Annotated in this window: 15 protein-coding genes and 1 tRNA gene; 9 read left to right on the top strand and 7 right to left on the bottom strand. The window is 64.6% G+C overall.

Annotated features, from left to right (window positions below):
- Window positions 1–3: 3 nt before the first annotated feature.
- Together JQ46_RS09385 and JQ46_RS09380 are read left to right on the top strand one after the other, a co-directional pair.
- Window positions 4–444, top strand: coding sequence for an NfeD family protein (locus JQ46_RS09385; protein WP_005294729.1), 441 nt, complete (start codon window positions 4–6; stop codon window positions 442–444).
- Between the two features lie 16 nt (window positions 445–460).
- A complete protein-coding gene (locus tag JQ46_RS09380; protein ID WP_005294727.1) occupies window positions 461–1,588 on the top strand; it encodes an SPFH domain-containing protein in 1,128 nt (375 codons plus the stop codon).
- On the opposite strand, the gene JQ46_RS09375 is transcribed toward JQ46_RS09380, so the two are convergent.
- The 3 genes from JQ46_RS09375 to JQ46_RS09365 all read right to left on the bottom strand — a co-directional run bounded on the left by JQ46_RS09375 (window position 1,585) and on the right by JQ46_RS09365 (window position 3,005).
- Entirely contained in the window at window positions 1,585–2,205 is a 621-nt protein-coding gene (locus JQ46_RS09375) for a hypothetical protein (protein ID WP_005294724.1), read from the bottom strand. The genes JQ46_RS09380 and JQ46_RS09375 overlap by 4 nt on opposite strands.
- A 2-nt stretch (window positions 2,206–2,207) precedes the next feature.
- On the bottom strand, window positions 2,208–2,915 hold the full coding sequence (locus tag JQ46_RS09370; protein ID WP_034987650.1) for a TVP38/TMEM64 family protein: 708 nt from the start codon (window positions 2,913–2,915) through the stop codon (window positions 2,208–2,210).
- Window positions 2,916–2,919: 4 nt separating this feature from the next.
- Window positions 2,920–3,005 (bottom strand) — tRNA-Leu (locus JQ46_RS09365).
- A gap of 151 nt (window positions 3,006–3,156) precedes the next feature.
- Here JQ46_RS09365 and JQ46_RS09360 point away from each other — a divergent pair.
- Window positions 3,157–3,714: a YbhB/YbcL family Raf kinase inhibitor-like protein gene (locus JQ46_RS09360; protein ID WP_034987602.1), complete on the top strand. Its 558-nt coding sequence runs from the start codon at window positions 3,157–3,159 to the stop codon at window positions 3,712–3,714.
- Here the strand turns inward: JQ46_RS09360 and JQ46_RS09355 are convergent.
- Together JQ46_RS09355 and JQ46_RS09350 are read right to left on the bottom strand one after the other, a co-directional pair.
- Complete coding sequence (locus tag JQ46_RS09355; RefSeq protein WP_034987601.1) at window positions 3,711–4,814, bottom strand: quinone-dependent dihydroorotate dehydrogenase; 1,104 nt, start codon at window positions 4,812–4,814, stop codon at window positions 3,711–3,713. The two genes, JQ46_RS09360 and JQ46_RS09355, sit on opposite strands and share 4 nt — an antisense overlap.
- A 14-nt stretch (window positions 4,815–4,828) precedes the next feature.
- Complete coding sequence (locus JQ46_RS09350) at window positions 4,829–5,944, bottom strand: hypothetical protein (protein ID WP_237744796.1); 1,116 nt, start codon at window positions 5,942–5,944, stop codon at window positions 4,829–4,831.
- Window positions 5,945–6,020: 76 nt separating this feature from the next.
- Between JQ46_RS09350 and JQ46_RS09345 the strand changes: the two genes are divergently transcribed.
- Genes JQ46_RS09345 through JQ46_RS09335 form a run of 3 tightly spaced genes read left to right on the top strand, consistent with a single transcriptional unit; the run spans window position 6,021 to window position 8,653 of the window.
- Complete coding sequence (locus JQ46_RS09345; protein ID WP_034987599.1) at window positions 6,021–6,893, top strand: undecaprenyl-diphosphate phosphatase; 873 nt, start codon at window positions 6,021–6,023, stop codon at window positions 6,891–6,893.
- Window positions 6,894–6,904: 11 nt separating this feature from the next.
- Window positions 6,905–8,152 (top strand): cysteine--1-D-myo-inosityl 2-amino-2-deoxy-alpha-D-glucopyranoside ligase, encoded by a 1,248-nt coding sequence (gene mshC / locus JQ46_RS09340; RefSeq protein ID WP_034987598.1) that lies wholly within the window; start codon window positions 6,905–6,907, stop codon window positions 8,150–8,152.
- Between the two features lie 24 nt (window positions 8,153–8,176).
- Window positions 8,177–8,653: a hypothetical protein gene (locus tag JQ46_RS09335; RefSeq protein ID WP_034987597.1), complete on the top strand. Its 477-nt coding sequence runs from the start codon at window positions 8,177–8,179 to the stop codon at window positions 8,651–8,653.
- Here JQ46_RS09335 and JQ46_RS09330 read toward each other — a convergent pair.
- Entirely contained in the window at window positions 8,650–9,495 is an 846-nt protein-coding gene (locus tag JQ46_RS09330; RefSeq protein ID WP_034987595.1) for a thioesterase family protein, read from the bottom strand. The two genes, JQ46_RS09335 and JQ46_RS09330, sit on opposite strands and share 4 nt — an antisense overlap.
- A gap of 90 nt (window positions 9,496–9,585) precedes the next feature.
- Here JQ46_RS09330 and JQ46_RS09325 point away from each other — a divergent pair, with 90 nt between their 5' ends.
- From JQ46_RS09325 to aspA, 3 genes are read left to right on the top strand one after another with little or no spacing between them, the layout of a single operon-like run.
- Complete coding sequence (locus tag JQ46_RS09325; RefSeq protein WP_034987594.1) at window positions 9,586–10,584, top strand: phosphoribosyl-ATP diphosphatase; 999 nt, start codon at window positions 9,586–9,588, stop codon at window positions 10,582–10,584.
- A gap of 40 nt (window positions 10,585–10,624) precedes the next feature.
- Complete coding sequence (hisG, locus tag JQ46_RS09320; protein WP_034987593.1) at window positions 10,625–11,470, top strand: ATP phosphoribosyltransferase; 846 nt, start codon at window positions 10,625–10,627, stop codon at window positions 11,468–11,470.
- A 57-nt stretch (window positions 11,471–11,527) separates the two neighbouring features.
- Window positions 11,528–13,087 (top strand): aspartate ammonia-lyase, encoded by a 1,560-nt coding sequence (gene aspA / locus JQ46_RS09315; protein WP_080719532.1) that lies wholly within the window; start codon window positions 11,528–11,530, stop codon window positions 13,085–13,087.
- Here aspA and JQ46_RS09310 read toward each other — a convergent pair.
- Window positions 13,060–13,860, bottom strand: coding sequence for a RecB family exonuclease (locus JQ46_RS09310; RefSeq protein WP_034987592.1), 801 nt, complete (start codon window positions 13,858–13,860; stop codon window positions 13,060–13,062). The genes aspA and JQ46_RS09310 overlap by 28 nt on opposite strands.
- Window positions 13,861–13,878: the final 18 nt, after the last annotated feature.

Raw genomic sequence — 13,878 nt, 5'->3', positions numbered from 1 at the left:
ACTATGGGTCCGATCATTTGGTTAATCGCAGCGGGAGTGTTGGCCCTTGGCGAGCTCCTCGTTGCGGATATGTCCTTGCTCATGCTCAGTGCGGCTGCATTGATCACTGCCGGGATTTCGCTGGCGGACATTCCGGTATGGGCAGAAATACTGGTTTTCGGCCTGGCTTCACTGGCGACCATCTTGGCGATTCGGCCCATCCTGCGCAAACGCCTTATGCAAGCACGCTCAGAACATACCTTCGACCACGCCGAACTGACGGGTAGGAACGCAGTGGTGGTTGAGGCTGTTAGTGCCGAAGTACAAAGCGGCGGCATGGTGCGCATCGCCGGCGAGCTGTGGTCGGCGCGCTCGGCAACCCCAGGGGATGTTTATTCCCAGGGAGAGTCCGTACAGGTGATAGACATCGACGGCACGACTGCAGTCGTGTGGAAGAACAAATAGAAGGGCTTAACGACTTATGAGCTTCACAATTTTCTTGGTGGTCTTGCTGCTCATCATCGCTACGGTGATCATCAAGATGGTGGCCCTCATCCCACAGGGTGAGGCGGCTGTTATCGAACGCTTGGGTACGTACACCCGCACTGTTTCCGGCGGTTTGACGCTTCTCGTTCCCTTTGTCGACCGTATCCGCGACAAGGTCGATACCCGTGAGCAGGTCGTGAGCTTCCCTCCCCAGGCCGTGATCACGCAGGATAACCTGACGGTCGCCATTGATACCGTGGTCACCTTTCAGATCAACGACCCGGCGCGCGCCATCTACGGCGTGAACAACTACATCGTCGGCGTGGAGCAGATCTCCGTCGCCACGCTGCGCGACGTGGTTGGTGGCATGACGCTGGAGGAGACCCTGACTTCCCGTGAGATCATCAACCGCCGCCTGCGCGGCGAGCTGGACGCGGCCACCACCAAGTGGGGCCTGCGCATCTCCCGCGTGGAACTGAAGGCCATCGACCCGCCGGCATCCATCCAGCAATCGATGGAGATGCAGATGAAGGCGGACCGCGAGAAGCGCGCCATGATTCTTACCGCCGAGGGTCGCCGCGAGTCGGACATCAAGACCGCTGAGGGTGAAAAGCAGGCCCGCATCCTGGCTGCTGAGGGTGAAAAGCACGCGCACATCCTGGCCGCAGAGGCCGAGCGCCAGGCAGCCATCCTGCGCGCCGAGGGTACCCGCGCGGCCCGCTACTTGGAGGCCCAGGGTGAAGCCAAGGCCATCCAGAAGGTCAACGCGGCTATCAAGTCCGCTCAGGTCACGCCCGAGGTGCTGGCCTACCAGTACCTGGAGAAGCTGCCGGAGATGGCGAAGGGCTCTGCCAACAAGACCTGGATGATCCCAATGCAGTTCGGCGACTCCCTGGAGCAGTTCGCCAAGGCCCTGGCCAAGAAGGACGACGAGGGCGTGTTCCGCTACGAGCCGAAGCCGGTGGACGATGCCACTCGCGAGCAGGCCAACGAGTCGAGCTCCGAGGATTGGTTTAACACCGCCTCCTCGCCCGAGATCGCCGAGGCCGTTGCCGCCGCCAACGCCGTGGCGAACAAGCCCGTCGACGAAGCTGCGCTCGACAATCCCTACAACGAGGGCTAGTTCTTTAGCTCGTCTGCCCTGGCCAGCATGTGCACGGCCAGGGTCCAGCCGGCCTGCTCCGCATGCCAGCCCGCCGCCGCAAGCCGCTGGCTCATCGCCTGCTTGCTGATGCCCACAATCTCTGCCGCCTCGGCTTGCAAGTGCCCAGCGCGCAGCAGGGCAGTGGCCTCGCGGCCCTCCTTTGTGCGCCGCGCCAGCACGTGGGCCAGCAGGGTGAAGGCCGCCGCGATGTCCTGGGCAACTTCGGCCGCCCGCCCCGGGGCGATCACACCGCCCGGGCCTGGCTTTTCAATCCGCACCGACACCGCCCCCGCACGCTGCGAGCGGGTCACCGCGCGGGTGGCTGCACCGATGGTCTCTTCCACGGACGACGGGGCGTCCCCATCAACCTCCGCAACCACCGAGCCAATGCCGAGTGCGAAGTCACCCGCCTGTAGCAAAGACATCACCAGACCGCCGGCCTCGTCGGGGCCGGGCGCGATGCAGACGAAGTCCTCGATGCCCTTCATCTCCACGGACTCGACCATCGAGGATCGCTCCAGTGCCGCCGCGACGTCGCGGACGTATTCTCCACGGCGTTGCGAACGGCCCCGGTAAGCGGCATACACGGCAAACATGTTTATAAACCTACTTCATTGGCTTTGCGCAGCTGGCGCCAGAGTCGAATCTCGTTCGCAGCGAGCGCGAAACCGGCGCACACCACCACAACGCTGAGTAGCAAGATCCACGGCTGCCCACCCGTAGCGAGCGCATCGGAGGCCATAGCCGTGGCGATAGTATTCGGCGCGGAGCCCACGATCGTAGCCAGCACATAGGGCACAAACGGGATGCGGCTCAACCCACAGGCGTAATTCAGCAGCGAAAAGGGGATTGCCGGAACCATGCGCAGCCCCAGCACGGCGATCCAGCCGCGCTCGGCGATCCTTTCCTGCAGAAACTGGATGCGCTGTGCATCTTGGGTCTTCTTTTCCACCCACCTGCCACCGACGGCATGCACCAGGATCAGCGACAGCGCGGCCGAGGCGCCCACGCCCACCAGCGCCAGCACCGAGCCCCACAGGGACCCGAACATCACGCCCGCGGCGATAGTCCAGATCGTGCGGGGGAGCGGCAGCTGGGTAAAAGCGACCAACAGCACCACAAAAGTCAGCGGCGCCCAAGCGCCCGTGGAGGCCACCCAGGTACGAATATCCTCGACCGCGGGTTTCGGGACGAAGTAGACGAAAGCGACCAGCAGGATCGGAACGAGGACGCTTAAGAAACGGTACCGCAGCTTTAGCCCCCACCACGCGCTAAAGGCGTGGCCTACAAAGCGTGGGATTTTCATGTTGTGTCCGGAGGGGGACTTGAACCCCCACGTCCGTTAATAGGACACTAGCACCTCAAGCTAGCGCGTCTGCCATTCCGCCACCCGGACTTGGGTTGCGCACACCACAGTAAGTGGTGGCAACTCCCGTCACTTTAATGCCAAGCCAGTGATTTACACAAATACGCAGGTCACGGGGAGTTACTTGTATATGGATAAGCACTTTAGTGCGCTCGCCCAAAGCTTTGACTAGCGTGGTGCTATGTCCGATAACAACGCACAGCACCAGCCCACTTATATCGATGACCGCTTCCCCGGCCCGGATCCGTACGCGCCGCTGACGGATCTGCCCGCGCTGGAGGTCACCAGCGAGACCTTCGCCGACGGCGATCGCCTGCCCGAGGAGCAGCTGGGGGGCAACGATGTCTCGCCCCAGCTGAGCTGGTCTAAAGGCCCGGAGGGCACGAAGACTTACGCGGTTACCTGTTTTGATCCGGACGCCCCTACGGCCAGCGGCTTCTGGCACTGGGCAGTCTTTAACATTCCGGCGGACGTAACCTCCCTGCCGCTAGGCGCTGGCAACGAAGACCTCAGCGGCCTGCCCGAGGGGGCAGTGGCGCTGCGCGGCGACAGCCGTTCCTGGGGCTACTATGGCGCCAACCCGCCGGCCGGCCACGGCCCGCACCGCTACCTGTTCGCCGTTCACGCGGTGAGCGAGGAGCTGGACATCGACGACCGCCAGACCCCGACCGTCCTGGGCTTCAACCTGAACTTCAAGGCCACCGCCCGCGGCATCCTCTGGGGTTGGGCAGAGAACTAGTTCTCCACCCACGGCAACCCGCTGCCCACGGCCTGCGAGATGTTCTCCAGGCCGTGGGCTTTCAGCTGCGCGGACAGGCCCTGGTGGATCTCGCGGATCCAGTCCGGGCCGCCGTAGATGAAGGGGGTGTAGCCCTGGATCAGGCTGGCGCCGGCGGCGATGCGCTCCCACGCTGCACGCGGGGAGTCGATTCCTCCCACGCCGATCAAAACCAGCTTCCCGTCGGCGCGGGCCGCCAGGCGGCGCAGCACATCCAGCGCGCGGGCTGCCACCGGGGCGCCGGAAATTCCGCCTCCCCCCATGGCCTCCACCTCGTGGGCCGGGGTCTTCAGGCCCTCGCGGCTGATGGTGGTGTTCGTGGCGATCAGACCCGTCACGCCCAACTCGATGGCCAGGTCGCAGACCTTGTCGATGTCCTCGTCGCTTAAGTCCGGGGCGATCTTCACAAACAGCGGGCGGGTGCTTTCCTCCTGCACCGCACGGATGATCGGCCGCAGGGATTCCACGGCCTGCAGATCGCGCAGCCCCGGGGTGTTGGGGGAGGAAACGTTGATCACCAGGTAGTCGGCCACCCCGCCGATGGCCTTGGCGGACTCGCGGTAGTCGCGGTCCGCAATTTCAGCGGCCACCAGCTTGGACTTGCCGAGGTTCGCGCCCACCGGAATGTCCGTGCTGCGCTTCTGCAGGCGCATAGCCGCCGCACGGGAGCCCTCGTTGTTGAAGCCCATACGGTTGAGGATGGCTTTGTCCTCCGGCAGGCGGAACAGGCGCGGGGTGGGGTTTCCCGGCTGCGCCAGGGCAGTTACGGTGCCGATCTCCGCGAAACCGAAGCCCAGCGGTCCCCAGGCGTCGACCTCCTTGGCGTCCTTGTCGAAGCCCGCGGCCAAACCGAGCGGACGCGGGAAGGTGAGCCCGGCGATCTGCTGGCTCAGCGCGTCATCGTGCACGGCCAGAGCGCCGTCCATCGCAGACAGGGCAGCCCTGGAGCCCGCCACCTGCTGCAGCCCGCGGGACATCAGCCCGTGGATGCGCTCCGGGCGCAGGGTAAACATTCCCTTCAGCGCCACCTGGTAGGCGCCGTGACGAATCTTCTTCAGCATTTCTGATCCCCTTTTTATTCCTTCTCCGCCGGGTATTCGTCGTCCGGCGTCGTCTGCTTGTCCTGCACCGCGTCATCCACCTTCTGCGCGCTGTACACACTGACCTTTCCGTCTTCTGTGACCAGCACCAACGCGCCGTTGGCGGCGTCCAAAACCTCGCGCACCTTGCTCGGCGCGTCGACTTCGGCGACCTTCACGGGCGCGCCACTGTCGATGCGGAAGGACGTCAGCTTGTTTTCCCCGGTCGAGCTCACCCAGGCCAGCTGGCGCTTCGCATCCCACGCCACGCCCCACGGGGAGGCCTTCGTGGGGGTCGCTTGATGCAGGCGCACGACGTCGTTCATGGTGTAAATCAACATCTGGTCCTGGCGCTCGTCGCTGGCAACCACCACGCCGTCGTCGCCGCGCCCGGTGGCCACCTGACCCACGCCCTGCCCGATGCGCAGGGAAGCGTTCAGCGAACCATCGTCCACGTCCACGTCGTTGATGCTGGTCTGCCCCCGGTCGATCAGCGCGGCGCGCTGTCCGCGGCCGTGCGGCTTGACCAGAACGGCCTCGTCCAGGCTGCGGCTCACGATCGCCTCCCCGGTCTCGTTGCCGTCCTTGTCGTAGAAGCGCGCCTTGTCCTCGCCCGCCTTGCCCAGCACGGCCTTGCCATTATCCAGGAAGGTCACGGCGGTCACCTTGCCGTCCACGTCTAGGCTGCGGGTTTCCTTGCCGTCCGGCCCCAGCTCGATGGCCTTGTCCTGGCAGGCCACGGCCACGCCGGTTGCGGTGGTGGAGATGTTATCGCAGGAATCGTCGACATCTACCTGACTTGGCTTGTCCTTGGGGCTGGTGGCGTCAATAAAGTGCACCTTGCCCTTCGTAAGAACCGCAACCAGGTTCGCCCCCGGCGCGTTCTCGTCGGCAGAAAGACCTACGCGCGCGGCTCCGAGGGTGGATTCACCCAGCTCTATCTGCTCGCCCAGACCGGACGAACTATCGGGGGAGTCCTGCGGCTGCGCGGGCTCACCTGCAGCAGGCGCGTTTTCTTCCGGCTCTTCGGATCCACAGGCGGAAAGTGACCCCAGGGCCAGGGCGGCAGCGGCGGTCACGCAGAGAGTTCGGCTAAAGCGATTGACGTGCACATTCACAATTTCTAACGCTACCAGCCCGGCCACGTCACTCTTTCACGGCGGGGGAGAAGGACTAGGCTCAATCCCCATGACTACAGATATGACTTGGGCGCAGACGATCATTCTGTCGCTTATCCAAGGTCTGACGGAGTTCCTACCTGTGTCTTCGTCCGGCCACCTGCGCATCTTCTCCACTCTGCTGTGGGGCGAGGATGCCGGCGCGTCGTTTACGGCCGTCATCCAGCTGGGCACGGAGCTGGCGGTACTGGTGTTCTTCGCCAAGGACATTTGGAACATCGCCAGCGCCTGGTGCAAGGGTGTATGGGAGTGGCTCACCGACCTCACCGGCAAGCACGGCCGCCGCGTACACCGGGAGACCTTCGATTATCGGATGGGCTGGATGGTCATCGTCGGTACCCTGCCCGTGGCCGTCCTGGGCTACCTGGGCAAGGACCTGATCCGCGATAACCTGCGCAACCTCTGGATCACGGCCACCATGCTGGTGCTGTTTTCCTTCGTCTTCATCCTCGCCGAGCGCATGGGCCGCCGCGAGCGCAGCTTCGACGAGCTGACCATGCGCGATTCGGTGATCATGGGCTTCGCGCAGTGCCTGGCTCTCATCCCGGGTGTCTCCCGCTCCGGCGGCACGGTCTCGGCCGGTCTGTTCTTGAACCTGGATCGCGAGGTCGCCACCCGTTACTCTTTCCTGCTCGCCATCCCCGCTGTGCTGGCCTCGGGGCTTTTCTCGCTTCCTGACGCCTTTAGCCCTGACGCCGGACAGGCCGCCTCGGGCGCCCAGTTGTTCGTGGGCACGGCGATTGCCTTTGCAGTGGGCTATGCGTCTATCGCCTGGCTGCTGAAGTTCGTGGCCAACCACTCCTTTGCATGGTTCGCGCTGTGGCGTATCCCGCTGGGCCTGGCGGTTATGGGTCTGCTCGCATTCGGGGTACTGCCAGCCTAGAATCGGAACCCATGCACTCTTGGCCCGAACCGGAAGTCCCACAGCTGCCGGGTGAAGCCCCGCAGCTTCGCCTGTACGACACTGCCGACGACGTGGTTAAGCCCGTCGAGATTCCCGCCGGGGAGGTGGGGATGTACGTCTGCGGCATTACCCCGTACGACTCCACCCACCTGGGCCACGCAGCCACCTATCTGACCTTCGACCTGATCCACCGCTACCTGCGCGCGGGCGGCCACAGCGTGCACTACGTGCAGAACATCACCGACGTGGACGATCCGCTGTTCGAGCGCGCCGAGCGGGACGGGGTGGATTGGCAGGATTTGGGCACTAGCCAGATCGACCTGTTCCGCTCCGACATGGAGGACCTGGCGGTCATTCCACCGCGTGACTACATCGGCGCGATGGAATCCATCGACGAGGTCATCGAGATGGTGGCCAAGCTCCTGGAGGTCGGCGCCGCCTACCAGCTGGAGGGCGACGAATACCCGGACATCTACGCCGACTACACCTTCCTGCCGCAGTTCGGCTACGAGTCCCGCTACAACGAGGAGCAGATGGCGAAGTTCTTCGCCGAGCGTGGGGGAGACCCGGAGCGCCCCGGCAAGCGGCACCCGATGGATGCCCTGCTGTGGCGCGCCCACCGCGAAGGCGAGCCGAAGTGGGAGTCCCCCTTCGGCGCCGGCCGCCCCGGCTGGCACATCGAATGCTCGGCTATTGCCGTCAACCGCCTGGGCGCCCCCTTTGCGATCCAGGGTGGCGGCAGCGACCTGCGTTTCCCGCACCACGAGTTCTCCGCCACGCACGCCGAGGCCGCCCACGGGGTGGACCGCATGGCTCACCACTACGTTCACACCGGCATGATCGGCCTGGACGGTACCAAGATGAGCAAGTCGCTGGGCAACCTCGTGTTCGTCTCCAAGCTCACCGCCGCCGGCCACGAGCCCGCGGCCATCCGCCTGGGCGTGTACTCGGGCCACTATCGCCAGGACCGCGACTGGACTAAAGACGTGCTGGCTCACGCCGAGCATCGCCTGGCCACCTGGCGGGCGGCCCTGGCCGCCGGCTCCACCACAACCGACGAGGCCCGCGAGTTGATTGCCGCCGTCCGCGGCCACCTGGCCAACGACCTTGACACGGCGGCGGCCCTGGAAGCGCTCGACGACTGGGCAGCGGCCACCAAGGCTGGGGCGGCAGGGGATGAGGCTGCGGCGTCAGAAATAAAAACCGCAATCGATGCGCTGCTGGGCGTGCGACTCTAGCTCGCACAGGGCAAACTGTCTCTTATGAGCACCACACAGCTGAGCACAGCCACCACATCCGCCCGCGAGGAGTTCCTCGACAACCTGCGCCAAATGGCGACAGGCAGCTACCTGCGCGACGAGGATCGCGAATTTTGGGAGGCTCCGTACCCAGAGTCCGCGGTGGACGACGCCCAGGCCATCGTCGACGGCATGCTGCAGGCCGCGCAGTCCGTGGCTGCCAGCAGCGAAGCCGAGCTGAAGAAGATCGCCGCCTCCCTGAACCTGCAGAACACCGAGGAGAGCGCGGACGAACAGCCCACCGCAACCACGATGGCGATCGCCGCCGTGATCAACCAGCACATCGAGAAGCTCAAGGAGCTCTCCGCCCGCCATGAGGACGCACTGCTGGAGGACGAGGAGATCAAGGACCTGCTCGCCCTAGTGGAGAAGCTGGCCGTGGACCTGGACGCCGACGAGATGTTCGTGACCACCCAGGCCGAGGCCGTCTGCGAAGCCTAGCGCGGGGCCAGCATAATCCCCTGGTTGCAGGTGCCGATGAGGCCCTGCTCGTCGTAGATCCGCGTGACGGTAGTGCCGATGCCGTCGGTGCCGTAGTTGGCCTCTGCGGATAGGCCCAGCCACTCGCCGCGCATCTCGTGGTGCAGGTAAACGGTCGTATCGACGTTCATGTACGTCCACTTGTCCGTATCCAGCAGGTTATTCAGGCCGTTGGCGATGTCCACCGTCTTCATCAGGCGCACCCACGTGGAATCCTCCTTGCCCTCGACGGCCGGCAGGTCGGTGCGAGACCAGTAGATCGCGGGGTTGCGGGATTCGTCGACGTTCAGGTGGCGCTCGTCCAGGTCGGCACGGCGGGCCTCGATGGAGTTGATGTAGCCACTGGCCCAGCGGTCGAGGAAGTCGCTGCCGTCCCCGGCGCCAGAGGGCCCAGGCATGGGCTCGCCGACGGTGCGCTCGATCTCCTTTGTATCCCCGCGGCGGATCCACCAGCCGGAGCCCCGGATGAACTCGCGGCCGGTCTCGTCGGTGACGATCGCCTCGAGGAAGCTGATGCGCTTGCCGGGGCGGACTACTCGCGCGTGAGTACGCAGCTCGCTGAGCGGCACCGCGCCCAGGATCTCGACGGTCATGCGGCTAAAACGGCCTTCTTCCAGGGACAGCCCGGCGTCTCGCGCACCGTCTTCCAACACCGTGGCTACCAGTGCGGCGGGCGGGGAGCCGTGTTGGAAACCCGGCCCCCAGGGGCTTTCCGTGTGCTGGGTGGGGTGGTAGTTGCGGTAGATCTGGCCTTCTTCCTCCGTGACCTGGCCGGGGACGAAGTATGCCGACTGCTCGCTCATCGCGCTCCTTACTTCTGGTGTGTCCTACGTCACTAACTATGGCACAGGGGCGCCGGTGGGAAGCGCAATTGACCTAAACTGAACGTCATCATGAAAGCAATACTTTGGGACATGGACGGCACCCTGGTCGACACCGAACCGCTATGGGGCATCGCAACCTTCGAGATGGGCGAGAAGATGGGCCGCCCGCTGACCGCGGAAGTACGCGAAAAGACGGTCGGCGCGACCACCCCCACCACCGTCGAGATCTGCGCGGCTCACGCGGGGTTGGTGCTTGATGACGCCGCCAAGGCCGACTGGCTTAACTTCATGTACACGCGCGTCGAGGAGCTCCTTGCGGGGCAGCTGGAATTCCGCCCTGGTATCAGGGAGATTCTTAGCGAAGCCAAGGCCGCCGGGTTCCCGATGGCGCTGGTGACAAACACGAACCGCGCCCTGACAGAGGTTTCGCTGAACTCCATTGGCCGCGAGTTCTTCGACTTCACCCTGTGCGGCGACGAGGTGCCCAATGGCAAGCCCGCCCCGGATATCTACGCCACCGCCGCCGCGCGCTTTGGTTTCGCCCCTGACGAGTGCCTGGTGGTGGAGGATTCCACTACGGGCATGACCGCCGCCCGCGACGCGGGCTGCCGCGTGCTGGGCGCCCCCACCGACCCGGAGACCGCGATCCCGCAGGGGGTGCGCACCCTGGCTGAGCTGCACAGGGGAGCCCAGGACCTAAGCGGCTTCGGGTTGGAGGATCTGCGCCAGATCCACGCAGAGCTGGGGCACACTGCACCGGCAGGTGTGCGATCTGCCACAATGGAAGATGTGAACGAACAAGAACTCAAGACCTTCGATTCCCTTTTCGCCGAGCTGTCTTCCCGCGCCAAGGAGCGCCCCGAGGGCTCCGGCACGGTCAAGGCTCTGGATGCCGGCGTGCATTTCCAGGGCAAGAAGATCGTCGAAGAGGCCGGTGAGGTGTGGCTGGCCGCGGAGTACGAGTCCGACGAGGAGCTGGCCGAGGAGATCTCCCAGCTTCTGTACTGGCTGCAGGTCGTAATGGTTGGCCGCGGCCTGACCCCCGCTGATGTTTACAAATACCTCTAGACCACATAAAGCAAACCCGAGAAAGGCAGCCACCACGATCATGCTGCGCGTCGCAGTCCCCAACAAGGGATCCCTGTCCGAGACAGCCACCTCGATTCTGAAGGAGGCCGGCTACGCCACCCGCGGCGATTCGAAGTCTCTGACTATCGCCGACGAGGACAACGGGGTGGAGTTCTACTTCCTGCGCCCCAAGGATATCGCGATCTACATCGCCTCTGGCCACCTGGACATCGGCATCACCGGCCGTGACCTGGCCGCGGACACGCGCGAGGAGGTCGACGAGCTGCTACCCCTGGGCTTCGGCGCCTCCACCTTCCGCTATGCCGCTCCGAAGGACGAGGACTGGACGGTAGAGCAGCTCGCCGGCAAGCGCATCGCCACCAGCTACCCGAACCTGGTGCGCAAGGACCTCGCCAACCGGGGCCTGGAGGCACAGGTGATTCGCCTGGACGGCGCGGTGGAGATCTCCATCCGCCTGGGCGTGGCCGACGTCATCGCCGACGTGGTCTCCACCGGCCGGACGCTGCGCCAGCAGGGCCTAAAGCCGTTCGGCGAGCCGCTCTGCGTCTCCGAGGCCGTGATCGTTGGCCGCAAGGGCGCGGAGGTGACCGCTGAGCAGCGGGTGCTCATCAAGCGCATCCAGGGCATCCTGCACGCCCACAACTACGTGATGCTGGACTACAACGTGGCCCGCGAAAACCTGGACAAGGTAGCCGCCATCACGCCAGGCCTGTCCGCCCCGACCGTCTCTCCGCTGGCCAACGACAGCTGGGTGGCCGTCCGCGCGATGGTGCCAAAGACCCAGGCCAACTCCCTAATGGACGAGCTTTCGGCCCTCGGCGCGGAGGCAATTCTGGCTACCGACATAAGGATCGCGCGCATCTAGGTTCGTTTTCGTTAGGGTGGGGGAACAGAAAGTTGTTCCCCAACCAGAGGACGAATCGTGACCGATAAACCAATTCCGTCAAAGGCAGCGGCGGAAGTTCACGGCGATGCAGTCGTGAGCTCCACCGACATCATCACGTCGGCTGAAACACACTCCCAGCTGGCGCGTGCTGCAAAGAGTTTCCGTACCGAAGAGGATCTGCTGGGCACCATGGAGGTGCCCGACCACGCCTACTACGGCGTGCACACCCTCCGCGCGGTGGACAACTTCCAGGTCTCGCGCACCACGATCAACCAGATCCCGGAGTTCATCCGCGGCATGGTGATGGTCAAGAAGGCCACCGCCATCGCCAACAACGAGGTCTTCGCCCTGCCGGATGAGAAGGCCAAGGCCATCATCTGGGCCTGCGACCAGGTGCTGGAAGAGCACCGCTGCATGGATCAGTTCCCGATCGACGTCTTCCAGGGCGGCGCGGGCACCAGTGTGAACATGAACACCAACGAGGTGATCGCCAATCTCGCCTTGGAATACCTGGGGCACCCGAAGGGCTCCTACGACGTCATCAACCCCAACGATGACGTCAACATGTCCCAGTCCACCAACGACGCTTACCCCACCGGTTTCCGCCTGGGCCTGCACTTCGCAATCGACCAGCTGACCAAGCACCTCGACGCGCTCGAGCGCGCGTTCCTTGCCAAGGGCCACGAATTCCGCAACATCCTGAAGATGGGACGCACCCAGCTCCAGGACGCCGTGCCCATGTCCCTGGGCCAGGAGTTCCGCGCCTTCGGCTACAACATCGCCGAGGAGCGACTGCAGCTGGAGCGCGCCCAGGCGCAGCTGCGCGAGATGAACCTCGGCGCCACCGCCATCGGCACCGGCGTGAACACCCCGCCCGGCTACCAGAACGCGGTCATCCGCGCGCTCAGCGAAGTCAGCGGCCTGCAGATCGAGCCGGCTCGCGACCTCATCGAGGCCACCAGTGATACCGGCGCATACGTCAATGCTCACGCCGCCGTGAAGCGCGTGGCGATGAAGCTGTCGAAGATCTGTAACGACCTGCGTCTGCTGTCCTCTGGCCCGCGCGCCGGTCTAAACGAGATCAACCTGCCGGAGCGCCAAGCCGGTTCGTCGATCATGCCGGCCAAGGTGAACCCGGTCATCCCCGAGGTCGTAAACCAGATCTGCTTCAAGGTTTTCGGCAACGACCAGACGGTGTCCATGGCCGCCGAGGCCGGCCAGCTGCAGCTCAATGTCATGGAGCCGGTCATCGCCCAGTGCGTGTTCGAGTCCGTACGTTTCCTGGCCCGCGCCTGCACCACGCTGCGCGCCCTGTGCGTCGTGGACATCACGGCCAACGCCGACGTGTGCCACCGCTACGTGGAGAACTCCATCGGCATCATCACCTACCTGAACCCGCTGATCGGCCACCATAACGGCGACCTGGTGGGCAAGGAGGCCGCCCGCACCGGCAAGCCCGTGCGCGACCTGGTTCTGGAAAAGGGCCTGTTGGACGAGGAAACCCTCGACGAGGTATTGAGTCCGGAGAACCTGCTGAACCCGACGTTCCAGGGCAAGCTCTACACGGACTACGAGGAGGAAACCTCCAAGGGATAGTCCGGCGGGGTGCCACCGAAGGCGGGGCAGAGGTCCTGGAAGTGGCACCACCCGCACAACTTGGTGGTGCGCGGCTGGAAGTCTCCGCTGCGCACATCCGCCAGGATGCGCGCCCACAGCTCGCCCAGTTCGCGCTCGAAGGCAGCCAGCTCGGTGGCCGTGGGGCTCAGCACCATGTCGTCGCTGACCTTCAGGTACATCAGCCTCAGCTGGGTGGGCAGCTCGCCCGTCATGCGCCACCACACCAGGGCGTAGAACATCATCTGAAAGCGGGCCGAGTCCGCAAAGCGGGGTGCGGGCTTCTTGCCCGTCTTGTAGTCCACCACGCGCACCTGGCCGGTCTCCGCGATATCCACCCGGTCGATGAAACCGCGCACCGGTACATCGTTGGGCAGCGTTAGATTCACGAATTGCTCGCACTCGTGGGCGTCAAAACCATCCGGGTTTTCCATCTGGAAGTAGCCCTTCACCAGCTCGCGGCATTCCTCCCAGAACTCCACGGTGGACTGCTCGGGCACCAGCTCCGAAAGCTCCGGGTCTTTGGCCAGCATCTTCTCCCACTCCGGGCGAATCATCTTCACCGCCGCCGGGTAGGTGCGGCTGCCGCGTGGCAGCTGGTGCAGGTTCTCCAACACCGCGTGGACCAGCGTGCCCTTTACCTGGGCGATCGTGTTCGGCTCCTCCAACTTGTCGATCGCCCGAAAGCGATACAGCAGCGGGCACTGCTTGTAGTCGTTGGCGCGGGAAGGGGAGAGAGCTAGTTTCGTAGTCACCCGACCCACCCTAGTAAA

Origin of the sequence: Corynebacterium jeikeium, assembly GCF_000738175.1 — a bacterium.
GTDB lineage: Bacteria > Actinomycetota > Actinomycetes > Mycobacteriales > Mycobacteriaceae > Corynebacterium > Corynebacterium jeikeium_C.
The sequence above is the reverse complement of the archived record's forward strand: the minus strand, read 5'-3'. Positions and strand labels throughout refer to the sequence as shown.